This window comes from Psychrobacter sp. 78a-MNA-CIBAN-0178 (genome assembly GCF_040309625.1).
Taxonomy (GTDB): domain Bacteria; phylum Pseudomonadota; class Gammaproteobacteria; order Pseudomonadales; family Moraxellaceae; genus Psychrobacter; species Psychrobacter okhotskensis.
Genome location: NZ_JBEOOZ010000006.1, coordinates 1 through 25,220, shown reverse-complemented (window position 1 = coordinate 25,220; position 25,220 = coordinate 1). Strand labels below are relative to the sequence as shown.

At 43.2% G+C, this 25,220-nt stretch carries 19 protein-coding genes; 12 read left to right on the top strand and 7 right to left on the bottom strand.

Going from position 1 to position 25,220, the window contains the following annotated elements; genetic code table 11:
- Positions 1-15 precede the first annotated feature (15 nt).
- The 3 genes from AAEY80_RS05640 to AAEY80_RS05630 are packed head-to-tail and all read left to right on the top strand — an operon-like array spanning position 16 to position 2,149.
- Entirely contained in the window at positions 16-807 is a 792-nt protein-coding gene (locus AAEY80_RS05640) for a TIGR04255 family protein (RefSeq protein ID WP_025645354.1), read from the top strand.
- The gene (locus AAEY80_RS05635) at positions 804-1,334 is read left to right on the top strand and encodes a hypothetical protein (RefSeq protein ID WP_025652919.1); all 531 of its coding nucleotides are present in this window, start codon (positions 804-806) and stop codon (positions 1,332-1,334) included. The genes AAEY80_RS05640 and AAEY80_RS05635 overlap by 4 nt, the downstream gene beginning before the upstream one ends.
- A gap of 8 nt (positions 1,335-1,342) precedes the next feature.
- Entirely contained in the window at positions 1,343-2,149 is an 807-nt protein-coding gene (locus tag AAEY80_RS05630) for a hypothetical protein (RefSeq protein ID WP_025652918.1), read from the top strand.
- Positions 2,150-2,209: 60 nt separating this feature from the next.
- On the opposite strand, the gene AAEY80_RS05625 is transcribed toward AAEY80_RS05630, so the two are convergent.
- A complete protein-coding gene (locus AAEY80_RS05625) occupies positions 2,210-3,196 on the bottom strand; it encodes a tetratricopeptide repeat protein (protein WP_102076599.1) in 987 nt (328 codons plus the stop codon).
- A gap of 48 nt (positions 3,197-3,244) precedes the next feature.
- Positions 3,245-4,864 carry a glutamine-hydrolyzing GMP synthase gene (gene guaA / locus AAEY80_RS05620; protein WP_350588021.1) on the bottom strand — a complete coding sequence of 540 codons (1,620 nt, stop codon included), beginning with the start codon at positions 4,862-4,864 and terminating at the stop codon, positions 3,245-3,247.
- A gap of 718 nt (positions 4,865-5,582) precedes the next feature.
- Between guaA and AAEY80_RS05615 the strand changes: the two genes are divergently transcribed.
- The 3 genes from AAEY80_RS05615 (at position 5,583) to AAEY80_RS05605 (ending at position 10,765) form a co-directional block, all read left to right on the top strand.
- Positions 5,583-7,343, top strand: a complete 1,761-nt coding sequence (locus AAEY80_RS05615) for an FAD-binding oxidoreductase (protein ID WP_201616372.1) — start codon at positions 5,583-5,585, stop codon at positions 7,341-7,343.
- Positions 7,344-7,505: 162 nt separating this feature from the next.
- Positions 7,506-9,167 (top strand): glycerol-3-phosphate dehydrogenase/oxidase, encoded by a 1,662-nt coding sequence (locus tag AAEY80_RS05610; RefSeq protein ID WP_350588020.1) that lies wholly within the window; start codon positions 7,506-7,508, stop codon positions 9,165-9,167.
- Between the two features lie 32 nt (positions 9,168-9,199).
- Positions 9,200-10,765 (top strand): FGGY-family carbohydrate kinase, encoded by a 1,566-nt coding sequence (locus tag AAEY80_RS05605; protein WP_350588019.1) that lies wholly within the window; start codon positions 9,200-9,202, stop codon positions 10,763-10,765.
- Positions 10,766-11,132: 367 nt separating this feature from the next.
- Here AAEY80_RS05605 and AAEY80_RS05600 read toward each other — a convergent pair whose 3' ends face one another.
- The 3 genes from AAEY80_RS05600 to AAEY80_RS05590 all read right to left on the bottom strand — a co-directional run bounded on the left by AAEY80_RS05600 (position 11,133) and on the right by AAEY80_RS05590 (position 14,399).
- On the bottom strand, positions 11,133-12,056 hold the full coding sequence (locus tag AAEY80_RS05600) for a DUF8370 family protein (protein WP_350588018.1): 924 nt from the start codon (positions 12,054-12,056) through the stop codon (positions 11,133-11,135).
- A 193-nt stretch (positions 12,057-12,249) separates the two neighbouring features.
- Positions 12,250-12,936, bottom strand: a complete 687-nt coding sequence (locus AAEY80_RS05595) for a hypothetical protein (protein ID WP_350588017.1) — start codon at positions 12,934-12,936, stop codon at positions 12,250-12,252.
- A 293-nt stretch (positions 12,937-13,229) separates the two neighbouring features.
- Positions 13,230-14,399 (bottom strand): MalY/PatB family protein, encoded by a 1,170-nt coding sequence (locus AAEY80_RS05590; RefSeq protein WP_350588016.1) that lies wholly within the window; start codon positions 14,397-14,399, stop codon positions 13,230-13,232.
- A gap of 369 nt (positions 14,400-14,768) precedes the next feature.
- Between AAEY80_RS05590 and AAEY80_RS05585 the strand changes: the two genes are divergently transcribed.
- The gene (locus AAEY80_RS05585) at positions 14,769-15,608 is read left to right on the top strand and encodes a hypothetical protein (RefSeq protein ID WP_350588015.1); all 840 of its coding nucleotides are present in this window, start codon (positions 14,769-14,771) and stop codon (positions 15,606-15,608) included.
- Positions 15,609-15,712: 104 nt separating this feature from the next.
- On the opposite strand, the gene AAEY80_RS05580 is transcribed toward AAEY80_RS05585, so the two are convergent.
- Positions 15,713-16,879, bottom strand: a complete 1,167-nt coding sequence (locus tag AAEY80_RS05580) for a MalY/PatB family protein (RefSeq protein ID WP_350588014.1) — start codon at positions 16,877-16,879, stop codon at positions 15,713-15,715.
- Positions 16,880-17,061: 182 nt separating this feature from the next.
- On the opposite strand from AAEY80_RS05580, the gene AAEY80_RS05575 reads away from it, so the two are divergent.
- Positions 17,062-17,559: a cupin domain-containing protein gene (locus tag AAEY80_RS05575; protein WP_350588013.1), complete on the top strand. Its 498-nt coding sequence runs from the start codon at positions 17,062-17,064 to the stop codon at positions 17,557-17,559.
- Positions 17,560-17,761: 202 nt separating this feature from the next.
- Positions 17,762-20,503, top strand: coding sequence for a TrlF family AAA-like ATPase (locus tag AAEY80_RS05570; RefSeq protein WP_350588012.1), 2,742 nt, complete (start codon positions 17,762-17,764; stop codon positions 20,501-20,503).
- A 97-nt stretch (positions 20,504-20,600) separates the two neighbouring features.
- Here the strand turns inward: AAEY80_RS05570 and AAEY80_RS05565 are convergent, their stop codons facing one another.
- Entirely contained in the window at positions 20,601-21,401 is an 801-nt protein-coding gene (locus tag AAEY80_RS05565; protein ID WP_350588010.1) for a crotonase/enoyl-CoA hydratase family protein, read from the bottom strand.
- A gap of 239 nt (positions 21,402-21,640) precedes the next feature.
- Between AAEY80_RS05565 and AAEY80_RS05560 the strand changes: the two genes are divergently transcribed.
- The 3 genes from AAEY80_RS05560 (at position 21,641) to rlmF (ending at position 25,055) form a co-directional block, all read left to right on the top strand.
- Positions 21,641-23,199 (top strand): IS3 family transposase gene (locus tag AAEY80_RS05560; protein ID WP_149038738.1). Its coding sequence is split into 2 segments (ribosomal slippage): positions 21,641-22,106 and positions 22,106-23,199, totalling 1,560 coding nucleotides; the frame shifts between segments, so codons are not numbered across the junction.
- Positions 23,200-23,253: 54 nt separating this feature from the next.
- Positions 23,254-23,952, top strand: a complete 699-nt coding sequence (locus AAEY80_RS05555) for a LysE family translocator (RefSeq protein ID WP_350588009.1) — start codon at positions 23,254-23,256, stop codon at positions 23,950-23,952.
- Positions 23,953-24,017: 65 nt separating this feature from the next.
- Positions 24,018-25,055 (top strand): 23S rRNA (adenine(1618)-N(6))-methyltransferase RlmF, encoded by a 1,038-nt coding sequence (rlmF, locus tag AAEY80_RS05550; RefSeq protein ID WP_101211925.1) that lies wholly within the window; start codon positions 24,018-24,020, stop codon positions 25,053-25,055.
- The last annotated feature ends 165 nt before the right edge of the window (positions 25,056-25,220 follow it).

The window sequence follows — 25,220 nt, the reverse complement described above, 5'->3', positions numbered from 1 at the left end:
TACTGAGAGTTCAACATGTGTGACTATAAAAAGTTATCGAATCAACCTTTGGTCTTTGTATTAGCAGAATTTAGATTTTCTCCTATACTAGGTATAAAGGAATACATACCTAAGATTCAAGATGCTTTGAGAAATAAGCTACCAATTCTAAGAAACACTGAGACCCAAGAAATTACGGTGTCGCCTAACGGTATAAGCTTAGAGGCTCAAGCCAACTGGGAGTTTATCTCTAAAAATAGTCATACCGCAGCTTCGGTTAACCAGAATCGTTTATTGTTTATGACTAGTGAATATGAACGCTTTAATGGATTTGAAGAGAACTGTGATTTCTTATTACAAACTATCATAGATGTTATTAACCCAAGCCTCTGTTTAGGTCTTGGCTTACGTTATAGCGATACCATTTTTAACATTGAAGGCAAAGGTTCAATAGAAGATTTTGTTCAGCCTAGACTATACAACAACGATGATTTAAAACTGTCAGGGAGCTTACTAAGACAGACTAATGAAACTTTATGGAGAACGACAGAAGGGGCTATTTTTATTCGTTCGATATACGGTGAGGATAAAGTTTTAGTTTGGCCTGATGCAGAGAATTTACCCATTGCAATAGAAAAATCTTCTGATAAGCCTGTCAAAAGACTACTATTGGATATCGACCATGTATGGAATGCTCAGGAAGAAGAGTCCGGTCCACTAGATTTTAATAAAGGATTAATACTTAGTAAACTATCAAACATGCATAAAATCAGTCGAAAAGCATTTTGGAATGTAACAACAGAACAAGCCAAGGAGGCATGGAAATGAGACAAAACAGTTATGGAGCAAATAGCTGGATAAATAAGAATATTACTACCGCTTTTATAGGCGCTTCTATTCTTGCCACTACTCCAGCCTATGCTTTTAAGAAATCAACCAGTTACGATAACAGTCGTTATATAATTGACAAAATGAGCCAAGCAAGCGGATCAAGTATTAATGTTAAGTACAATACTCGCCAGTCTCAGCTTTCGACAATAAAAGAGTATTTTGATTTGAGTGATGAAGAGCTTGCTAACCTTGTTGGTGTCTCAAGAAAAACACTGTACAACTGGGAGAAGCAAGGGATTAGTAAAGAAAAAGATAGACAAAGAGTGTTTGAGTTAAGCGTTATCGCAGAAGACTGGAGTTATAACAAGCTTCCTACTGATAAAGAAAAGCTGTTTACCCCTATCCTAGGTTCTACTAGCGTGATGCAAATGTTGACAGACGAAAAGCTTGATAGAGAAAAAATAATTTTTGCAGGTCGACGTCTTACTCATCAATCACTGACGCCTGAAGTAGGTTTGATTTAGAGGTTTAAATGCAGCGTATACTCGAAGCATTAGGATGGCGACAAGGCAGCTTTGTCAAACCTGAATCAGTTGCAAAGCTAATAGGTGATATAGATAGTACGTTCACTATATCTGCTAACAACTTGTTGGTTGTTGCCTCACAATCATGCGACGTTGCCTCCTCGCAAGAAGAATACATCGAGCTCTCTATTGTCCGGCTTTTATCAGTTGAAGCGTTTAATAAACAGTATAGCCATAATCGTCATCCTAGAATATTGCATATAGAAGCCATCTCAAACAGCTCTGATGAGAAGGTTATTTTAGAGCTAAAAGCTCACGAAAAAATTCAAATAAAAAAGTCACTTCTTGAAGAATTTAAACCTGATTCTTCAATTAACTTTTTAGAAGGGAATCTAAATCAGTATATTGATTGGCTAGCTGGTCGTTATAAAAGACCAGCATTACCTACTAAATTCGATCAGCTAATCGCGTCTTCTGATAAGAAAGGTAAAAGAAAAAAGATTGCTAAGCGAGCTAATGAACATCTAACTGGTATATATGTTGAGATTTATCCAAATCGAGATATTAAGGATGAAGAAACTTATTCAGTTAATTTGTTAGGTATAGCTTCTAATGATCAGTCTATTGCTTCTGCTACTGATGCACTTAATGAATATGCCGATATATTAAAAGATGCAGGAATGGACGTCTCTGTTCCTAAAGTAGGCACTGAATTTAAAATTTCTGTAGGTACTTTACGCCAATATCAACGTATCAATTTTGACTATCTTTCGTACGAAGAAAATAACCCTATACCACCTGATACAGGAATTTAGACAAAAAAACACCCAACCAAGTTGAGTGTTTTAACTAAAGAGAAGTGCCGCTAAATCAAATTATTTTTTCTTCTTTTTCTCAGCACGTTTTTTCTCAATCAGGGTTTGAGCGGTAGTATTTTCTTCCCACCAATCGCCCATATCTTGCCAGTAGAGATAAGCCTGCTCTTTACCACCAATTTCGATACCATAACTATTGATACCCATACCGCGTGGTCTAGGATGACGCTTTTTAAGAATTTCATGCGCCACTTCAGGCAAGTTATCTTTTGCGATATCCCACTCTTTTTCAGCCTTATCTAATTTATCTTGATAACAGTAAGCCAGCACCTTACCGAAAGCGATATTTGCAAGCATATCCTCTGGATAGTTGTCGCAAATTCGAATTATTTTCTGATACTCTTCGGTAAACATGTACCATTCTATCAGCGCTTCACGCATACCTAGGTTGTCATTAGGGCAAACTTGTAGCAGCCTTTCTCCCTGCTCGCAGGCTTCATCAAAGCTCATATTGTCAGCATAGACATTTGCCAGCTGAAACAGCGCTCGCAAAAAGGGACGGTTCTCCATAATGCCCCATGGCAGCTTACTTTTTTGCCAATTAAAGTTTTTGGGGAAATACTCTAAGTATAGGCGCATACATTCGCGGCTACTCAATAGTGCTAAAAAGCTGTCATCATGCTGCTCACACAAAAATGCTAAGTTAAAGTAAGCATCAGGGTCATTCATATTCTCTAATACTAAAAACTGAGCAATATCACGAGCCACTTCATAACCTTCTTTCTCCAGCGTCATCTGTATCACTTGGAATGAGGTTGGCGGCTGCTCATCAAAGTCTTGCACAATTTCATGCTGAAATTTGGTCATGACTTCATTCATAATATCGTTGATATCACGACCTCTTTTTACCTCGGCATCTACAAAGGCTTTTATTTTAAGATTAAGCGCTCTACCAGCGCCAAGCGCATTTGATCTATTGTCAGCCGACTTATCGCTAACGTCATCTTCAAACATCCACTCGTTTTGTCCCACATGAACCAGTTTCATAGTCCATCACTCCTTTGCGTTGATATTACAATCATAGCATATGAATAATTATTCCCACTCAATCGTCGCCGGCGGCTTACTCGACACATCATACGTCACGCGAGATACTTCCGCGATTTCATTCATGATGCGATTCGATACTGTCTCGATCAAATCATACGGTAGATGGGCAAAGCGCGCGGTCATAAAGTCTACAGTTTCAACGGCACGTAGCGCGATGACCCACGCATAGCGGCGACCATCGCCAACCACGCCGACCGATTTGATTGGTTGGAATACCGCAAATGCTTGCGCGGTCTTGTCATACCAGCCTGAGCGCTCCAGCTCTTGCATAAAGATCGCATCGGCAAGGCGTAAGATATCGGCATATTCTTTTTTGACTTCGCCAAGGATACGCACGCCCAAACCTGGACCTGGGAACGGATGACGATAGATCATTTTTGCTGGCAGGCCCAAGGTGATACCAAGTTTACGCACTTCATCTTTAAACAAATCGCGTAATGGCTCGACCAACTCAAACGCCAAATCATCTGGCAAACCGCCGACGTTGTGATGGCTCTTAATCACGTGGGCCTTGCCTTGATGCGACTTGGCTGATTCGATAACATCAGGATAAATCGTACCCTGCGCCAAGAACTCAATGACTTTACCGTCGCTTTGCTCGCTGATTTCACGCGCACTATTGGCAAAGACATCAATAAAGGTTTTACCGATGATTTTACGTTTGGCTTCTGGATCAGACTCGCCTGCTAAGGCGTTTAAGAATAAATCTTCGGCATCGACACGGATGACTTTTACACCCATGTTTTCAGCAAAGATTTGCATCACTTGATCGCCTTCGTGCAGACGTAGCAGACCATTATCAACGAACACACACGTTAGCTGATCACCAATCGCTTTATGCAATAGCGCCGCAACCACTGAGCTATCAACGCCGCCTGATAGACCAAGCAATACTTGCTTGTCACCGATTTGCTCTTTTAACTGTGCCACGCGCATATCGACGATATTGTCTGGCGTCCAATCACCCGCACAGTCGCAAATCTGATGTACGAAACGACCCAATAACGCTTGACCTTGTAGAGTGTGCGTCACTTCAGGATGGAACTGTAGACCATAGTACTGTTTGGCATCATCGGCCATAATCGCAATCGGACAGCTTGGCGTACTAGCAACGATGTCAAAGCCTTTAGGCGCTTCGATGACTTTATCACCATGGCTCATCCAAACGTTTAGCTTGGCAGCCGCGCCGTCAGTCTTGCTGTCTTCGATACCGTCAGTCAGCTGCGAGTGACCATTTACTTCGATGGTCGCCGCACCAAACTCATGAATATCACTGGCATGAACCTGCCCACCGAAACGATCCGCCATCGCCTGCATACCGTAGCAAATACCCAATACTGGCACGCCCAAGTCAAACACGGCATCGTTGATACGTGGGCTATTCTCTGCGTGTACGCTCTCAGGACCACCCGATAGGATGACACCTTTGGCACCAAAATCCGTGATACGCTGAGTGTCGATGTCGTAAGGGAACATCTCACAGAAAACGCCAGAATCGCGCACACGGCGAGCGATTAACTGGCTGTACTGCGAGCCAAAATCGAGAATGAGGATACGGTCTTGCTTGATAGTAGGTAATGCAGGAGTGGCAGCGGCAGTGGTCATAAATCGATGTCCATCAATAAATAAATTGGTGGCCTATTTTAACAAGTTTACGTCCTCTATTGGCTATTAGATGGTTAATTATTGACGATTTTTGCTAGTTATCAATAGCGATGACCCGTTATTAGCGAATATTGACGATTATTTGAATGTCAGAAGGCAAGCGTGGGGAAAAAAGAGACAGCAAGCTCAATAAATAATTCTTAATAAATAGCTAGGTGGAGATGACATTTATATTCGAGTAAGTCCTAATAATAGGACTGTTTAACAAAAATGATAATTTTTTATTATACAAATGACGAGTACGTATAAACGTTTTGTTTATATTGTGATATGCTCAAATGATAAGCAGTTTAACGTTAGCACGGTAGATATATAGTCATTCGCAAATGATATCAATATATATTAATACAAAGCAATCGAGTACAAGCTATACATTAGTATGGTCAGCGAGGTTGACGTTGTAATGATTTGATAGTAGGTAGGTTATAGCATCGCTAGCTGTCGCTCACTATCTGCCGTTAAGCGATCGTTATATTGGCTCTAATGATTAACACCAGATCTCAATCCAAACCTAAATAAAAGTGATAGTCGGTTCAGGATAATTTGGATACAGGGAAGACGAGTGAAGTGTCTACAGGATAGTAGACTGAGCGCGCCTGACCTCGCATCCGATTTATATAAAATGTGACTATATAATAAATCGAAAGGCTAAACTTCTATGAGCAAAATCAAATCCCTTATCCGTAAAAGCCCTAAATCTGACCAGTCTGCACCTATCGCCGTAAATTCTGATAATAAAAATATCGATAACATCAGTGTAGATAGCGTCTCAAAAGATAATACCTCCTTAAATACACCCATCGAGCAAACGCGCTGGAATGGCTGGGGCAATGTCAGTATCAATAAAAAAGTCTCACCACACGGTGCGAAATTAATCAAATCACACATCGGCAAAACCAATAAGCTAAAGTCTGTCAGCTTGCAGCAAGTACTTAAAACCGTCCCCAAATCCCGCTTGCCTGTTGCTATGACTGAGCTTGATACCGTATCTGTCGATAACGAAGTGAGACTTAGACACGCCCGTGGGCAAAGTTTTCCCGATTGGATCGCTATGCACGGTGGTGACTTTGAAGTCTTCCCTGATGGTGTCGCTTTCCCTGAATCGACTGATGATGTCGAGCAATTACTTAAATTAGCCCAAGAGCATGATCTTATCGTCATTCCTTTTGGTGGTGGTACTTCCGTCGTTGGTCATATCAATCCACAAAAGGGCTCGCGCCCCGTATTGACCGTCGCTATGAGCAAGATGGATCAGCTGATGGACTTAGATAATGAGAGTCAAATCGCAACCTTTGGTGCGGGTACGCAAGGGCCAGCCGTTGAGAAACAACTGGACGAGCATGGCTACCGCTTGGGACATTATCCGCAGTCTTGGGAGCTGTCAACCCTTGGCGGTTGGATCGCCGCGCGCTCTAGTGGTCAGCAGTCGTTGGGCTACGGGCGCATCGAGCAAATGTTTGCGGGCGGTACGCTAGTCACGCCGCAAGGTGTGCTAAATATCGCTGATATTCCGGCTTCATCGGCAGGGCCTGATTTGCGTGAGATGATGATGGGCACCGAAGGTCGCGCCGGCATCTTTACGACAGTAAAAATGCGCGTACAGTCACAACCGGAACAAGAGCTATTTAAAGTTGCCTTTTTACCCAATTGGGCAGCAGGTAAAGCCGTACTAAAACAAGCGGTGCAGAGCAATGTTCGTCTGTCTATGCTACGTCTCAGTAATGCAGTCGAGACCGATGCACACTTACATCTGGGCACTACGCCTAGTCAATTCTTGGCTATTAGCACTTATCTAAAAGCGCGCGGGCTTAGCTCAGATAAAGTCATGCTGACTTACGGCGTCTCAGGCGATAAAGCGCAGAATAAACTCGCGCTGACCCAGTTCAATAAATTATTAAAGCAGCACGGCAGTGTCACGGGTAAGCTGACCGATATCATGGGCAATATCTGGGCACACGGGCGTTTTAAGTTTCCTTATCTTCGTGGCACTCTGTGGGAAAAAGGCATCATGGTCGATACCTTTGAGACCGCGACCAACTGGATTAATATCGATGAGCAAATGGCACAGATGCAGGATGCGGTGAAAACTTCGCTAGCAGATGAAGGCGAAGACGTCATGGCGTTTACTCATATCTCGCACGTTTATAAACAAGGTGCCAGTCTTTATACGACTTACTTTTTTAGAGCGGCAAAAGATCATGCTGCTACCTTAAAACGCTGGCAAAAAATTAAAAAGGCGGCCAGTTTAAGTTTGGCCAATGGTACAGCGACAATATCGCATCAGCATGGTGTTGGCCGTGATCACGCGCCTTATCTCGTTGCCGAAAAAGGCGAGCTTGGTCTGCAAGTCACCAGCGATATGATCAAAAGCTTAGATCCTGAGCAGCGTATGAATCCGGGTGTGTTGCTCGAAGAGTGATTGCTTAAAAAGAGGAATGATAAGTACTATAGCGATATTTTTAAGCAGCCTCTTCTGGCGCAGCACGCAAGAAAAAATATTGCTGTCGCACACCGTAATCATGACGCTTTTTTGTTTAAAACTGCCTATGTCATATCAATGGATAACTAAGATGAATCATCTATGAACCAAACCAAACAACGCCAGCAAGCCCTAGCACCTTTATCTCAAACGCAGCCTTGGGATATGCTCATTATTGGCGGCGGTATTACTGGTGCTGGGATTGCCCGCGAAGCAGCGCGGCGCGGCTTGGCGGTATTACTTATCGAGCAAAAAGACTTTGCTTGGGGCACGTCCAGCCGCTCTAGTAAAATGGTACATGGTGGGCTGCGCTATATTGCCTCAGGCGATTATAAAACGACTTTGCTTAGCGTGCGTGAACGTGAGCGCATGCTGAGTGAGGCTGGCGGTTTGGTCAACGAGATGCATTTCGTCATGCCGCATTATAAAGGCAAGTTCCCACCGCCATGGATATTTAATACTTTGCTTCGTGTCTACGATAGGCTCGCAGGCAAGCGCTATTTTACCTACTTTAAAAAGGACGCTTTTTTGCGTCTTAATCCTCATATCAAGCAAGATAAGTTTTTGGGGGCTAGCCAGTTTAGCGATGCGGTCACCGATGATTCGCGCTTAGTTATGCGCGTTTTAGACGAAGCAATCAATGACGGTGCGCAGGCGATTAACTATCTAAAAGCGGAGTCACTTATCACCAATGAGCAAGGCTTAGTCGTTGGTGCAACTCTTAAAGATACCGCCGAGGCGGATTCTATATCTGCTAATAAAGATCAAACCTATAAAGTTCACGCCAAAGTCGTCGTCAGTGCCACAGGTGCTTGGGCCGATACCTTACGTATGCAAGCCAGTAAGCAAACGGAGCAAACCTTTAATAAGCAGATCCGTCCCTCACGCGGCAGTCATTTGGTAGTCAGTCAAGAGCGCTTGCCTATTCATCAGGCCTATACTTTTTTACACCCTGTCGATAAAAGAGCGGTGTTCGTCTTTCCGTGGGAAAACCGCACCGTCCTTGGCACCACCGATTTGGATCATCCACCATTAGGCGATGAAGAGGTCGGTATTACTAGCGAAGAGGTCGATTACCTACTAGCGGCGACCAATGCGCTGTTTGATGATGCCGATCTCAATCGAGAGGATGTCATCAGCACGTGGGCGGGCGTGCGTCCACTGATTTCAGAAGGTGGCGACGGTAAGCGCGTCAGTCCGAGCAAAGAAAAGCGCGATCATAGCGTGTGGTTGGATAATAACCTAGTGACCGTCAGCGGTGGTAAGCTCACGACCTTTCGCCTCATTGCGCTTGATGTCCTTAAAAAGTGTCAAGAAGTGCTCGCCCTTGATGAGTCAGTTGTTCAAAACAACAACCTAGACAGCGACCAAGTCTTTAGCAATCAAATCCCAACCAACCCTAAATTCGCCACTTTACCAAAATCTCTACAACAGCGCTTACAAGGGTTTTACGGTCTACAACTTGATAGGTTGCTTGAACTTGCCCATGAAGACGATCTGGCTTATGTCACCGACAGCAATACCATTTGGGCGGAGATTCGTTTTGCTGCACGCTATGAGCAAGTCATTCATTTGGATGACCTACTACTGCGTCGTACGCGCTTAGGGTTGATACTGCCGCATGGTGCGATGACGCCATTAATCAGTGCCAGACTGAAGCAAATTTGTCAGCAAGAGCTTGGCTGGGATGAGCAAAAGTGGCAGCAAGAAGTCGCTCGCTATCAAGACTTATGGCAGCATTATTATCATCTGCCTGCAGCTTAATATTTTTTATCACCACATAGTTAAGGACGACTATGACCACCCTTGATGACCCTATTTATTTCTTAGCCATTGATAATGGTACCCAAAGCGTCAGAGCGCTTATCTTTGATCAATTTGGCACTGAGATTGCTAAAGCGCGCGTGCCTATCGAGCCGTATTTCTCCGAGCAGCCCAATTATGCCGAGCAGCACGCCGACTACTATTGGCAAAAGCTGTCTGAGGCCTGCCAGCAACTCTGGCAAAGCTGCGATATTAAACCTGAGCAAATCGCCGGCGTCAGTCTCGCCACTCAGCGTTATACGATGATTTGTTTGGATAAAGACAAACAGCCGCTTCGCCCCGCTATCGTCTGGATGGATTTGCGCCGCGCTGAAACTCATGACATTGGTTTTTTAAACCCGCTGACCAAAATCATCGGTATGGGCGAGCTGGTGCAAGAAGCGCAGCAAAAAGCGCGCTGTAATTGGCTCGCGCAAAACGAGCCTGAAATCTGGAAAAAGACTGCGCACTATGTCAATCTCTCTGCCTACCTGACTTATCAGCTCACAGGAGAGCTTGCCGATTCGACAGGGCACTCGGTTGGCTACTTGCCTTATGACTTCAAAGCGCAAGCATGGCTAAAACCTAAAGATTTAAAGTGGCGCTTATTCAGCTGTCGACCAGAGCAAATGCCCAAAATTATTCCGCCGGGGCGAAAGCTCGGTCAAATTAGCGCGGCAGCAGCCAAAGCTACGGGTATCTTAAAAGGCACACCGATGATTGCCGCCGCCAGTGACAAAGCTTGCGAAGCCCTAGGCGCAGCGGGACTTGCCGCCGACACCGCGTGTCTTAGCTTTGGCACTACCGCCACTATCAATACCATCTCCCCCGATTACGTCGAAATCCTCAAACACATGCCCGCCTACACCGCCGCCGCCCCGCACTACTACAACCACGAGTACATGATTTATCGCGGCTTTTGGATGGTCAGCTGGTTTAAAGAACAATTCGCCCACTACGAGCAACAACTCGCCAAAACCCAAGGTATCGACACCGAAAAACTCCTCGATGCCGCCGTCAAAGACATTCCAGCCGGCTGTATGGGACTCATCATGCAGCCGTATTGGTCACCCGGTGTCCGTCATCCGGGGCTTGAAGGCAAAGGCGCACTTATCGGTTTTGGTGATGTGCATACACGCGCGCATATTTATCGCGCCATCTTAGAAGGGCTGGCTTACGAGCTTAAACTTGGCTTTGATACCATCGAAAAACGTACCGGCAAACCCATCAAACACCTGCGCGTCTCAGGCGGCGGCTCCCAAAGTGACGCCGCCATGCAGCTCACCGCCGACATCTTTGCCATGCCCGCCTACCGCCCGCACACTTTTGAAGCTACTGGCCTCGGCGCTGCCATCAACTGCGCGGTGGGTCTCGGCGTCTATCCTGACCACGCCGCAGCCAGCAAAGCTATGACCCATTTAGGCGACGAATTCTTACCTATTGAAGCCAACGTGCAACTCTACAAGCGTCTGTATAACGAAGTCTATCTGAAGATGTACGAGCGCCTAAAACCCTTATATCAAAGCATTCAAGACATCACAGGATACCCCGCCAAGTAGTCTGCGCGAGTTTAAATTGTTGGCGTATTAGGAGTGGTCAAAAGGTGGGATGATTTTGGTTGGTATGTTGTGGGAGCTAATCGCGCCTTTTGCTTGTATCTGTACCCCTAAGCGTGGCGGGCACTAATGGCTGATGGCATTCCTGTATTCTCGACACTACCCTCAGCCAAGTGCCCGCAACTCGCTTAGTCGCACAGGATACCGCGTCAGTCACGGCTAAAACGCGCCTCAAGGCGACTATTGATAGTTAATTTAAAGTAGTATTAAGGCAAATAGGTTTAGGTTGTAGATTGGATCACAGTTCCATTCAAAAAAAATGGACTAAGCAATAACTTAGTCCATCTCTAAAATCAAATCTAGAAAAATCTTATGCAGCTTTCAATCGGCTGTAACGATAAGGCGCATAAATTCTTTTAAACTGCTCAAACGATTCAGGATGTAATTCAACGAAATCATTAATATCTAATTTGCCAATTGCACTATACTCAGGATAAGTAAGCAAGTCATCATTAGTAACAAACTTATCACCATTCTGACGAGTCTTGACGCAGCTTAGGTTTCGATTTATTGCATCTTTCTTAAAATAAGGTATCAAAACGTGACGTATAAAATACTTATGATCATATATTACAGTAGTAGATAAAATTTTATCAGGTATCAATATAACATGCTGCTCTTCTCTAGAGCTAGAGTTCACAACATGAGGTAAATCAAAGTAATCTGCTTGCCACTGCTTTGTTAATGGGCAAAAATACCTCAGTTTCTTCTGTGTTGATTTCATAGGAACCGAATGTTTCCGACATTGTGCTTGAGTAAACTCAATAAAACCTAGCTTGCCTACGCTTAAAACAATATCAGAAGCCCTGTCTTTTCCAATACCCTCACATACTACAGCACACTCTTCTAAACTTTTCACATTATTAGAGGTTATAGCCTTGGAGTCGAACATTATATCTACTAAGTGAGTGGACAAGACCTCACCAGCTCCACTCCCACTAATTTTACCTTTAGCATAACCAATCCCTGTTCCTTTAGTCTCTGAAAAGTGAGGGCAAAGATCATGAGCTTTTACTCTTTGGTTATTACTTACAAGCTGTAATAGATCATGCATAAAAATTTTTAAGGTTTTATTTATACTTGATACATAATTACTATCCTTAATCCGAGATAAATAGTAAGGATCTATAAACAGCTTAGTATCCTCATATAAATCTAAATCAAAGAACTCAAACCCATTTTCAGGCGCTTTTAACCCGAAATACTCACTAAATAGCTTACTTTTATTTTGCATAAAATTTACTCCTATGCAGTTGTGTCGAGCACATTGTTGACACAGACATACAAATGCTAATCATTGCTTTATCGAAACATTTGTACTAAGATAAGCGTATCTCTCCCCCGAGATAATACACTGCTCTTTTAGTTTACTCGACATATACTAGTCTGTGTATTAAGCGACTTTGCTGACGCGAAGTCGCTAATTCTTATAACTCTTCTAGCCAATCTGAATCTTCCAGTTCGCCCTTTACCTCTTTTATGCTGTAAACACCCTTCTTGTTAGGATGTGAATATATTAGACCTTTAGATGACATACGATAGAGCTTTGCATTCAATTTTTGACGTTCAAGAATTTCTTTACTATCCCTGTAAGCGCCAATAATAATTTTATCAATGCTTGCGACACCACCAAGCTTTTCTATAATTCTCATTATAAAAAATTCATGGCGATCCGATTCGGAAATATTAAGTTCTTTTATGACTTCTTCAGGAAGACCTATGAGATCTTCTGGAGTAATGTATATTGAATTTGAGACAGAGTTGCTCTCACAGTTTTCTTCAATAAACTTTAATAGATTAGAGAATTCTTGGGATCGAGACTGATAGGCTCGTGCTCTAACCTCATCACCTTGTGAATCAAAATGAGAAGATCGTGAGTCCTGATAGTCAGCCTGAGATTTGACAAAGTTTATAGCGTCATGTATAGTATTCATCACTGCTCCGCAGTAAAACAAAAAGGTGGTATGAACTTGTTCATTTAAATATCCTCCAAGTGACTCTAAAGCCCATGTACACTTCTCCCCTGATAAGTTGGAGTGTGCATGGGCTTTTTCTATTGTTACAATGTAATATTTTTTACTTCGATTGTCAAGTACTTTTTTATAGTAAGACACCATCCTATTAGAAAACTGAGCGAATTCAGTTGATGAGTAAAAGAGCAAAAATTAGAAAATACAGAAGTTTCAAATAGAATATATAAAATATCTTTCATAATCAGTTGTTTACATAGAAACAATCAGTATTAGAATATAAATAATTAGATGGGCTAAATAACTTCATAAACTTAAAGCTATTCTAAACCGTCGACAAATTTAACTGTAGATAGATAAAGGCACTAAATATTAGTTAATCCTACTTTTGCGCTGTTGCTGATGTAAGCCCAAGTTTTATACAGAAAGTATTGAGATCAAACCCTACCTTTGAAAGCCGCATAAACCCGACTTAACCCCTCACGCAGTAGCGCCTCAGGACACGCCACATTAATACGCATTTTCAGATGTCCCTCATTACCGTATTTGATACCCGCGTTTAGCTCAACTTTAGCGTCGCGCAGTTTGTCATAAAGCGCCTGATTATCCTCACCGTACGCCGAGCAATCAAGCCAAATCAAATACGACGCCTCAGGGCGCATCACCTTGATATCCGGCAGATGCCCTGCTAAAAAATCTATCGTGATCTCAATATTTTTTTCAATATAAGCCAGCACCTGCTCTAGCCACTCTCCGCCCTCTTCATAAGCACTTTGCATCACCGTATAAGCAAATAAATTCAGCTCGTATTCATCATTTAAATTCTGCTGCTGACTGATTTTTTTCAGTAACGCTTCATCTTTAGCAAAGATCATCGAGCCTTTGATACCCGCTACATTAAAGGTTTTAGTCATGGAGGTTAAGCTGACCACTTTATGCGCGTATCCTTCGGCTTCTGCTAGCTTTAACAAAGGCGTAAACGTATAACCACTTAAGGTTAAATCTTGATGAATTTCATCACTGACAATCGCTACATTGTGCTTTTTACATAGCGTAAGCAGCGCTTTAAGCTCCTCTCTCGTCCACACCCGCCCGCCCGGATTGTGCGGATTACAGAGTAGATAAAGCTTGACGTCATGCTCAATTATCTTAGCTTCGATATCGTCCAAATCCAGTTGATATTTACCGTCAATTTCCTTTAATGCCGACATCACTAGCGTGCGATTATTTTGCTTCACCTTAGTCATAAATGGGGTATAAATGGGATCATTGACCAGTACCGCATCGCCTACTTCGGTAAAGATGTGCATCATCAGCGCGAGGCTTGGCACGACACCCGGCGAGAACAAGATGTTTTCTTTATCTAGCTGTAAATTATAACGACTGCCATGCCAGTTAATAATCGCATCAAACAAGGTCGCAGTGGGTTTGGTATAGCCCAATATGCCATGCTGTGCGACTTGCTCAACCGCGTTTAAGATTGGCGCGGCAGCCTTAAAATCCATATCCGCGACCCATAGCGGAATCGTGTCATCAAAGTAATGCCATTTGACCGATCCCGTATCTCGTCTGTCGATTATTTCATCAAAGTTGTATAGCACTGACATTTTCCTAAAAGATAGTGGTCACTTATTATAAGTCTAGATAATAGCGTTGTCTTTACTGTTTAAATGATTAGGGCCTATCTTCAATCTGGACGAAAGCGCCTAAATGAGCTAAAAATGAGGACACGCCTTAGAAATCTAAGCTTTACTCAACCGTCATTATCTATCCATCGGCTTAAACGACCTTTGGAGGAATAATACTAACAATAGTTGAATTGCCCTTCACCATTAGTGCTACATTTAAACTGCGAACTCTGAATGGTTTTCAGTTGTTTACGTCAGAGTACGTTGATAGTGCGAGCGTTAAAATATACATCAACTCTAGCAAAACCAAACCAATTAGCCTTTTGGGCTTTTAAAAAGGATTTATCAATGAAAATGGACTTTTCACTACATTCAGCACTCAAAATGAGCGTGCTTACTCTCGCCGTTGCCGCGACCTCTGCATGTACAGCTATGACCACAGGCGCTGAGGCTCAACCTGTTACTGCAAACGCTCAAATGATGGCAAACGCTAACTCTACTGCCATTACTTTAGGCAATAGTGCTATGTCTAGCGGCACTAACGACACGGTTGCTATCGGTAATATGGCCAATGCAGGTCTGAACTCAGCAACCGCTGTCGGTGGTCAAGCCAATGCCGCAGGCCTAGGCTCAACCTCTATCGGTTGGCAGTCAAAAGCCACTGCCGAACGCGCGCAAGCCTTTGGTCACTTAGCCAATGCTAGCGGTGTTCGCTCTACCGCAGTCGGTGAAGCCGCCATGGCTGGTGGCACTAACGACACCGTCGCCGTCGGTAACAAAGCCAATGCAGGTCTAAACTCCGCAACCGCCGTTGGTGGTGAAGCCAACGCCGCAGGTCTTGGCTCAACCTCTATCGGTTGGCAATCCAAAGCCACCGCCGAACGCGCACAAGCCTTTGGTCATTTAGCCAATGCCAGTGGTATGCGTGCAACCGCCGTCGGTGAGGCGGCCATGGCACAAGGCGAATCTTCTATTGCGATTGGTAATATCTCGATGGCGGGCGGTTTAAACAGCATCGCTATCGGTAATGGGGTAAAAGCTGCCAATGCCAATCAGATCGTCTTGGGCAACGCAGGTCAAGTCAGCTCTAGTACAGCTTCACAGACAGGTACGGTCAGGATAGTGACGATTGATGAAAACGGCACGTTGGGTACGATGATGGTTGACTACTACAAGCCCGCTCAGTAAGCCGATTGTAGAAGTAGAGACTATTATTTACTTTAATCAAAGCCAATAAAAACCCCGCCATCGCGGGGTTTTTGCTATTTACACTTATCTAATTTAAATCAATCTTATCCATGCTTGCTGTCTTTACCCAAAGCGGTATAAATACGATTTAATCCTTCTGTCAGCAGCTCTTTAGGACACGCCACATTCAGACGCATTTTCAGGTGTCCTTCATTACCATATTTAATGCCCGCATTGAGCTCAACTTTAGCAGCTCGCAAGGTGTCATAAAGCATTTGATCCTCTTGCCCATACGCTGAACAATCCAGCCAAATCAAATACGATGCTTCTGGGCGCATGATCTTGATCTCAGGCAAGTGCTCTGCTAAAAAGCGCACTGTGAAATCAATATTGGCCTCTATATATTCAAGTGCTTGCGTGAGCCATGCGCCACCTTGCTCGTACGCATGACGCATGGCCGTATAAGCAAATAAATTGAGCTCGTACTCATCATTTAACTGCTGCTGCTGGCTGATTTTTTGGATTAATCCTTTATCTTTAGCAAAGATCATCGAGCCTTTGATACCAGCGATATTAAAGGTCTTGGTCATGGAGGTTAGGCTGACTACCTTATGCTCATAACCTGTTGCCAGCGTCAAAAACGGCGTGAATGTATGACCGCTCAAGGTCAAGTCTTGATGAATCTCATCACTGACAATCGCCACATCGTGCTTTTTGCAAAGCGTAAGAAACGCTTCAAGCTCATCAGCTGTCCACACTCGCCCGCCCGGATTGTGCGGATTGCACAATAAATAAAGCTTAACCTTATGCTCAATGATCTTGGCTTCGATATCAGCCAAATCCAAATGATATTTTCCGTCCACTTCTTTGAGCGCTGAGGTCACAAGCGTGCGACCATTTTGCTCAACCTTACTCATAAATGGCGCATAAATAGGATCATTGACCAGTACTGCCTCCCCTACTTCGGTAAATACATGCATCATTAGCGCCAAACTTGGCACCACACCGGGAGAGAATAGGATATTTTCGTGATCCAATCGCAAGTCATAGCGACTGCTATGCCACTCAATAATAGCGTCATACAATGCTGCTGTGGGTTTGGTATAGCCCAATATGCCATGCTGCGTGACTTGCTCAATCGCGTTTAAGATAGGCGGTGCGGCCTTAAAATCCATATCCGCCACCCATAGCGCAATCGTGTCATCGCTATAGTGCCATTTGGATGATCCCGTGCCCCGTCTGTCGATGACCTCATCAAAGTTGTATTGCATCCACCCTCTCCTTAATCAAAAAATAATGACTTAGGGTACAACATCAATGGGCTTGCACCAATCGCTTTATGAGGAATAATGAAAGTCGCTATATGTTTAAATCGCGCCTCCTTTGTGCGGTTTAACCCCTAGCACTAGTGGCAAATAGTGAGGTACACTCAAAATATCAATCACGGAGAGAGATGATGACCACACCAGAGCAAAAGCCGCCTACGGATACGCGCGCTTACGTCCTAACAAAATCCGATATCGTCAATACACCTGAGACCAAACACGTCCATCAGTTCAATGAACACGCCATTCGCCATACGGTGTCGCTCAGTGACATCGTCGGTCTGACCAAATTTGGCTTGCATCTGGTGCGGGTAGAGGCAGGCGATGAGACGACGACACATCACTATCATGAGGAGTCCGATGAGTTCATTTATGTGCTGTCAGGTGAGTTGTCGCTGCGCTTCGGCGATGAGCAATATCAACTAAGTGCTGGAGATTTTGTGGGCTTCCCTGCCCATGGCGCGGCGCATTCGATGCGTAATGATAGCGATGCCGATGCCACTTATCTAATGGGCGGCAGCCGACCTGATATCGATATTACCCTGTATCCAGAGATCAAGCGTAAGATGTATAAGATTCATGGTAAAAAAGAGTATGTGGATTTGGAGAATTTGGGTGAGGTTTGAGGTGTGTAATGGTGAAAAGTAGCCAATCCTGCCATCCGCTATTATCTGCTTATCTAGGCGTGGCTCATCTATTGTAAGAACAAGAAATTGTATTTCTAGCTCAATTCATATCAGCTATTTAGTTTAACATTTGTCTAATTGGATAATGTACTATAGGTCAATAAGCAATCAATATCACATATATTAATTGAAAGGAAAAGATATGGATGTCGTAGGTGCCCGTTGGTGGAAATTTGATATTCATACTCATACTCCTGCTTCCTTCGATTATGGAGGAGGCGATAAAAATTTAAAAAACATCACACCTAAAGACTGGTTAATAGGTTTCATAGAACACGGAATAGAATGTGTGGCCGTAACTGACCATAATAGTGGTAGTTGGATAGATTTGTTAAAACAAGCTGCTAGTGAACTGAGAGATGAAGGTAAGATAATACATGTATTTCCGGGTGTAGAAATTACTGCGAATTCAAATATTCATGTACTTGGAATATTTGATCCATCCTTTACATCATCAGATATAGAAGCAGTTATTACTCATTCAAGGTTCAGAGGTACACGAGGTAATAGTGATGCTGTTGCTGAACTCAGTGCTGAACTTATTATAAAAGAAATAAAGAAAGCAGGGGGCTTGGCTATTCCTGCTCATATCGATTTATATTCTGGTATTTGCACTCAAAGCTCTTCTCATACAATAAAGCAGGTATGTGAAATAGCTGATGCAGTTGAAATTATTTTTCCTGATCAAGAGCGAGAAGAAGCTCCTTTATCTAGATATATAAATACAAACATCGTTCTACCGTCTGTTATAGGTTCAGATGCTCATCATCCTGACCGTATAAACAAAGGTTTTACTTGGTTCAAAATGTCAACTCCCTCTATAGAAGGTTTGAGACTTGCTTTAATAGATGATAAATCATCAATTATACGTTCAGACTCTGAAAACCAAAACCCTAATCAAACTTCAAACAATAGGCTCCAATCAATCACTATACGTAATACAAAGTATGCTGGTCGTTCTACTCCTTTAACAATATCTTTTAGCCCATGGCTGAATACATTGATCGGTGGTAGAGGAAGTGGCAAATCTTCAGTATTAGAGTTTATAAGATTAGGTATGGATAGAGCTCGTGATATTCAAAACTTAAATCCTAACAATGAAGTTCGCAGAACTTTTGAAAACTTTATAAAGATTTGCAATACAAAAGGTTCAGAAGGTGTGTTATTAGAAGACACTCATATTGTATGCTTATATCATAAAGATTCAGCACTTTATTCACTTGAGTGGAGTCAGATTAATCCCAAAGTAGAAATTAAAAAGAAGGTAGAGGATGACTGGATTGTAGAAGATGGAGATGCTTACTCTCGTTTTCCAATAAAAATATTTAGTCAAAAGCAGGTCTATGATTTTGCAAAAAACCCTAATGCGCTTCTCAACTTAATAGATCAGTCTTCGAGTGTACAATATAAAGAATGGAACATGCGATGGGGAGATGAAATCAGTCGTTATTACTCATTATGCGCACAAAAGAGAGAACTAGAACTTCAAATATCTCATAAGCCAACTCTAGTAGGTCAGTTGGCAGATATCGAGCAAAAAATATCTGTTCTAGAAAACTCTTCACATCAAGAAGTATTAACCAAATATCAGAACTATGCAAACAAAAGTAGGATTATTTCAGAATATCAAAGTAGTATCGTAAATTTTTCTAATCTATTTACTAATTTAATCGATGAGCAATCGCCTAAATTGAACCTGAATGAGTTTAAACCTATATTAGAAAGTGAAGTTGAAATAGCTAATCACTTGGAACTTCTTTCAGAACAGTTAGAAACTTTCAAACAAGATATACTAAATAAAATTTACACCTTAGAAAGTCAGCTAGACGCTTTCGACAAAAGCTATAGTCAAAGTAACTTCATATCTGAAAAATCGGCAGCTGTAGCTGCTCAGACAAACCTTAGTCAAACCTTTATAAGTCAAGGTATAGAAAATTCTAATCAATATGAAAGTTTAATAGATACCAAGTTGTCTTTAGAGAAAAGTATCGACTCATTGAATCAAGTTGAAAAAAGAATTCAGGAAGTAAACGGTCAGATTCAAAATTCGTACCAATCAATCATCGATATAAGAATTGAACTGACAGAAAACAGAATAGAATTTCTAAATAGATATATAAATGGTAACGATGCAATCCAAATTCAGATACTCCCGCTTTGTGATAGGTATCATTTAGATAGTACATTTAGAGATATAATCGGTAAAACTGATAATACTTTTGTTTCAGACATATATGACTTTGATAAAAAATCAGGAATGCTTTATGAATTGAATGAAGAGTTAGAAGCTATAGGTAAAATGAACACCTCTAGTATTGAAGATATATTTGCAATTTTGGATGCACTCAAAAAGTCTCTTACAACAGACTCTTTAGATGAAGCATCTGACTTAAGGTTAAGTAAGCGTTTTAAAGATTTATTGAATAATCTAAATCCGTCTACTAAAGACTCAATTCAAACTTGGTTTCCAGAAGATAATCTTACAATAAAGTTCCATGATGGAAGAAGGTTTAAAGATGTAGCTCATGGGTCTGCTGGTCAGAAAGCTTCTGCTATACTTTCATTTCTTTTATCATATGGATCAGAGCCTCTGATTCTAGATCAACCTGAGGATGACCTTGATAATGGTTTGATCTCAAGCTTGCTTGTTTCGAAACTTCATGAATCGAAGAAAGAAAGGCAGATAATCATTGTAACGCACAATCCTAATATAGTAGTTAATGGAGACTCTGAATACGTTGTTGCACTTGAGGAGAAAGGACAGATCAATATAAATGCATCTGGAGCTCTACAAGAAGTAAATGTTAGAGAAAATGTTTGCGAAATAATGGAGGGTGGTAAGATAGCATTACAAAAACGGTATAACCGTATGTTCAGCATTTGATTATTTTATTAGATAACTACTCAACAAGCTTAAACAAATTAAATAGTCATCTAAATGATGTAAAAAAACTATCAATTACTAAAGTACAACCTCATATTTAACATCCCTTAAACTCAGCCTCACGTCTCTCAACCATCGCCATCATGCCCTCTTTGGCATCTTCTGAATTGAAGAGCGGCGGCAAATAGGTATGGATATTAGCAAGTGCACTAGCAGCACCATTGCGGCTCGCATCTTGGGCTGATGAGATTGCCCCTTTTACACCAAGCGGTGCGGCCTGACAGATTTCTTTTGCTAATGTCAACGCACGCTCATACTCACTACCATTGGGAACCACTTCACTGACCAAGTTCAGTCGATCAGCCGTTTGCGCATCGAATGCTTTTCCTGTGAGTAGATATGGCATGGCTTTTTGCCAGCCTGCCGCCGCGACAAACCGTACCGTTGCACCGCCAAATGGCATGATGCCGCGCTGGACTTCCATTTGGGCAAAGTTACAGTTATCACTGGCGATCACCACATCACAATTGAGCATCAGCTCGATAGCCACCGTAAAGCAAGTGCCTTTTACCGCCACCACCACAGGTTTGGTACGCAAGCGTCCACCAATGCCCCATGGATCAATTTGGTTGTCAGTAAACTCAAAGACACCCTCGTCTAGCTTGTCTTGTAGCTCGACCAAATCGAGCCCCGCGGTAAAATGATCACCATGAGCAAATATCAAAGCGCAGCGTAGCTGGTCGTCATCTTCGTAGCGAGTCAACGCTTGAGACAACTGTCTGATCGTATGACTGTCAAAGGCGTTGCGCTTTTTTTCTCGATTGATCCCAATCAGACAAATATGGTCTTGGATCTCATAAGTGATTCGATTGTCTGGATGATTACTGTCCGTCGTCATGATTTCGTCCTTGTTAAATGAGGATTATTGGCTCAAGTATGGTCATTAGTGCACTTTTAATATAGACATCCCTACGCTATAAAACAAGCAAGAGAACTGCTGCGAATACAGTACGCATCAATAAACATTGACCTGATTTATGATAAGTGCAACTATTATTTAACTTCTGACTTTCCCCCTATGGCAGGATAGTTGTCACCCCTAAATATTAATCCAAATGGGGGGCACAAGGACCAATCATGCCAAGATATAGTAATGAACGTAAACAAGCCATACTCAGCAAACTGCAACCCCCATTAAACCTAAGCGTGGCTCAAGTATCAAGAGAGGAAGGCATCGGTCTTCAGACCCTGTATAATTGGCGCAATCACGCCAGAGAACAAGGTCAGCCCATGCCGACAAATAAACGTACTCCTGATAACTGGTCAAGCGAGACCAAACTTGCCACCGTCATCGAAACAGGCGGCTTATCCGAGACCGAGCTTAGCGAATACTGCCGTAGTAAAGGTCTCTATGTTGAGCAAATAAAAGCGTGGCGCACTGACGCTCTTAAGGGCTTTAGCAGCAGCAAACAACAGAGCCTTAAAGACAAGCGTCAACAGCAGACAGACCGCAAGCAGATTAAGCAACTCACCCGAGAGCTTGCTCGAAAAGAAAAAGCCTTGGCTGAGACCGCCGCCTTACTGGTGCTCAGAAAAAAGCTGGATGCGTTTTGGGAGACCGAACCCGAGGACGACTAACCTCACTCCCAGAGCGCATCCAATATATAGAATGGATACAAGACGCCACCCAAGCAGGCGCTAGGCTCAACCCTGCCTGTTGTGAGGTTGGCATCAGCGTGCGTACCTATCGGCGCTGGTATAAAGATTCTCAAGTGCAGCAAGATAAGCGTGCTGAAGCTATCCGCCCTGTACCGGCTAACAAGATGAGCGTAGCGGAACAAGCCGCCATTATAGCCGTCTGCAATCAGCCCCGCTTTGCCAGTCTACCGCCCACCCAAATCGTACCCACCTTACTTGATGAAGGCATATATCATGGCTCAGAGTCTACCTTTTACCGACTACTTAAGCAGCATAATCAGCTCAACCATCGAGGTCGTCGCTTAGCCCCTAGCGCATCAAAGGCACCACAAACCTTTACTGCGACCGCTCCAGGTCAGGTGCTGTGCTGGGACATCACTTATTTGCCAAGTCCCGTACGGGGGCAGTTCTATTACCTGTACATGATAGAGGATGTCTATAGCCGTAAGATTGTCGGTCAGGAGGTGTATGATTGTGAGTCAGGAGTATTAGCAGCTCAGCTGCTTGAGCGTACCCTCATCCGTGAAAAGGCGCTACATAGCGGTGTGGTATTACACTCAGACAATGGGGCACCGATGAAGGCGCAAACTATGAGGATGAAGGCCTATGAATTAGGCGTTGTGACGTCATATAGCAGACCGCGTGTGAGTAATGACAACCCCTTTGCAGAGTCTTTGTTTAAGACGTGCAAGTATCGTCCTAGTTGGCCCACCCAAGGCTTTAAAAGCTTAGAGGCGGCTCGTGACTGGGTGCTGAGCTTCACGCGCTGGTACAATAATGAGCACAAACACAGTCAGCTGAACTTTGTGACGCCGAGTCAGCGCCATACGGGTGAGGATAAGGAAATACTGGCAAAACGTAAGCTGACGATGCAGCAAGCTAAAGCTCAAAATCCAATACGTTGGGGCAGTCAAGAGGTGAGAGATTGCGAGCCTGTGGGTCCGACGACATTGAATCCTGCAAAAGAGCCAGAAAAGATGAGATTACAAGCTGCTTAATTGGGCTTGATGGTGACAACTAGCTTGAAAAACTCCGCTTTTTTAGAGAGTGTTATGGAATTTTGGCATGGGTTTTTGCTGATTACAGGCGTTCACTTATTGGCAGCCGCCTCGCCCGGCCCTGACTTCGTTTTGGTCTCGCAGCAAACCTTGTCAAAGGGTCGGCGTACGGGTCTGATTTGTAGTCTTGGCATCACGCTTGGCCTAGGCATACACGTTGTCTATTCTGTACTGGGCTTGGCAACGGTCATCGCCCATTCGCAGCCGTTACTGACAGCGATTAAATGGCTGGGTGGTGGTTATCTGATTTATCTAGGGTGGCAAGGCATTCAGGCCAAACCGAAAAAACCATTAGATTTAGCAGCTTCAGAAAATGTAGGCATTGATACTTCAAACACTAAGTCTACCGAGCAAACACCGCTGCCTTCTACCAAAAAACCTTCTATTAATAGCGACTCAACTTTCGCCATTCTACGTCGCGGCTTTTTTTGTAATGTATTTAACCCAAAAGCGCCCGTCTATTTTGTCGCTATATTTACCTTGGTATTGTCACCTAATATACCACTTTGGCAGCTTTCCATTTATGGCGTATGGATGATGGTCTTACAGATGGCATGGTTTAGCACCGTAGTGATGTTACTCTCCATTCCTGCGATACATCGTCGCTTTCAACGCTTTGAGCATTGGATTGACCGCGTCTTAGGTACCGCGATGATCGTATTGGGATTAAACCTGATTTTACGTAGCCGATAAGACATTCGTTAGCCGCGAAATCTGCTAAAATGGTTGATTATATTCAAACATCAAAGCCCGATACTATGACCAGTAAGCCTATGAACCGTCGCCCGACCGCTAACAATCACAGAAACAGATCACCTGAGACTGCCAAAAAATTAGGCCAGCTGCATCCACGCAATCCGCACCAAGGCCGCTATGACTTTGCGGTATTGACCCGCGCTTTGCCTGAGCTTGCCAAGCATACGATTACCAATCCTAATGGCGAGCCAACGATTAACTTCTCTGATCATCAAGCGGTAAGAGTGCTTAATCAGGCGCTATTGGCCCATTATTATGGCGTTAAATTTTGGGACATTCCTGAAGGTTATTTGTGTCCACCGATTCCGGGGCGTGCCGATTATATTCATTACATCGCTGACTTATTGGCGCAAACCACGCACATGAATGACGATAATACACCGCCGATGGGTAAAGAAATCCATGCCTTAGATATTGGTACTGGTGCCAGTGCTATTTACCCTATTATCGGCAGCCAAAGCTACGGTTGGCGCTTTACCGCGAGCGATATCGACCCTATTTCGGTCAATACCGCGGCATTGATTTGTGAAGCCAATCCAAAGCTAAAAGGCGCAGTGAAAGTAAAACTACAACCCAATCCGAAGAAGTTTTTTGCAGGTATCATCGGTCGTCAAGATTACTTCGATGTGGTCGTGTGCAACCCGCCATTCCATGCGTCACTAGAAGAAGCGATGGAATCCAATACCCGCAAGCAGCATAATTTGCAACGCCATCGTGGCAAGAATGAAAACGAGCAAGTAAGCCGACATTCAACGAAATCTGGCAATGCGGCACAAAACCTAAACTTCGGCGGTCAGCATAAAGAGCTATGGAGTGAAGGTGGCGAGATTACCTTTTTGACTAAGATGATAAAAGAGAGCCAAGATTTCGCTGAGCATGTTGGCTGGTTTACTAGCTTAGTCTCGAAGTCTGAAAACGTAAAACCTTTACAGCTATTGCTAAAGCAGCTTGATGTCACACAGATGCGCATTATTGAGATGAGCCAAGGACAGAAAAACACCCGTATATTGGCATGGCGTTTTAACACTGATGAAGAATAGTAGTTGCTGTTTTTAATTCTTAAAGTTTCACGTGAAACAAAAAAGCACCGCTCTGGAACCCAGAGCGGTGCTTTTTATTGAGAAAATAGGTGTAATGGACATTATTCATGCTGGCGTAGGGTCTAACGCTATATACTGTCTATATTTGCAAGGAATCAAAGCCAT

Excerpts from the sequence above, each read along its gene's own strand:
- AAEY80_RS05640 (WP_025645354.1), top strand. The coding sequence starts at position 16 with ATGTGTGACTATAAAAAGTTATCGAATCAACCTTTGGTCTTTGTATTA.
- AAEY80_RS05635 (WP_025652919.1), top strand. The coding sequence starts at position 804 with ATGAGACAAAACAGTTATGGAGCAAATAGCTGGATAAATAAGAATATT.
- AAEY80_RS05630 (WP_025652918.1), top strand. The coding sequence starts at position 1,343 with ATGCAGCGTATACTCGAAGCATTAGGATGGCGACAAGGCAGCTTTGTC.
- AAEY80_RS05625 (WP_102076599.1), bottom strand. The coding sequence starts at position 3,196 with ATGAAACTGGTTCATGTGGGACAAAACGAGTGGATGTTTGAAGATGAC.
- guaA (WP_350588021.1), bottom strand. The coding sequence starts at position 4,864 with ATGACCACTGCCGCTGCCACTCCTGCATTACCTACTATCAAGCAAGAC.
- AAEY80_RS05615 (WP_201616372.1), top strand. The coding sequence starts at position 5,583 with ATGAGCAAAATCAAATCCCTTATCCGTAAAAGCCCTAAATCTGACCAG.
- AAEY80_RS05610 (WP_350588020.1), top strand. The coding sequence starts at position 7,506 with ATGAACCAAACCAAACAACGCCAGCAAGCCCTAGCACCTTTATCTCAA.
- AAEY80_RS05605 (WP_350588019.1), top strand. The coding sequence starts at position 9,200 with ATGACCACCCTTGATGACCCTATTTATTTCTTAGCCATTGATAATGGT.
- AAEY80_RS05600 (WP_350588018.1), bottom strand. The coding sequence starts at position 12,056 with ATGCAAAATAAAAGTAAGCTATTTAGTGAGTATTTCGGGTTAAAAGCG.
- AAEY80_RS05590 (WP_350588016.1), bottom strand. The coding sequence starts at position 14,399 with ATGTCAGTGCTATACAACTTTGATGAAATAATCGACAGACGAGATACG.
- AAEY80_RS05585 (WP_350588015.1), top strand. The coding sequence starts at position 14,769 with ATGAAAATGGACTTTTCACTACATTCAGCACTCAAAATGAGCGTGCTT.
- AAEY80_RS05580 (WP_350588014.1), bottom strand. The coding sequence starts at position 16,879 with ATGCAATACAACTTTGATGAGGTCATCGACAGACGGGGCACGGGATCA.
- AAEY80_RS05575 (WP_350588013.1), top strand. The coding sequence starts at position 17,062 with ATGATGACCACACCAGAGCAAAAGCCGCCTACGGATACGCGCGCTTAC.
- AAEY80_RS05570 (WP_350588012.1), top strand. The coding sequence starts at position 17,762 with ATGGATGTCGTAGGTGCCCGTTGGTGGAAATTTGATATTCATACTCAT.
- AAEY80_RS05565 (WP_350588010.1), bottom strand. The coding sequence starts at position 21,401 with ATGACGACGGACAGTAATCATCCAGACAATCGAATCACTTATGAGATC.
- AAEY80_RS05555 (WP_350588009.1), top strand. The coding sequence starts at position 23,254 with ATGGAATTTTGGCATGGGTTTTTGCTGATTACAGGCGTTCACTTATTG.
- rlmF (WP_101211925.1), top strand. The coding sequence starts at position 24,018 with ATGACCAGTAAGCCTATGAACCGTCGCCCGACCGCTAACAATCACAGA.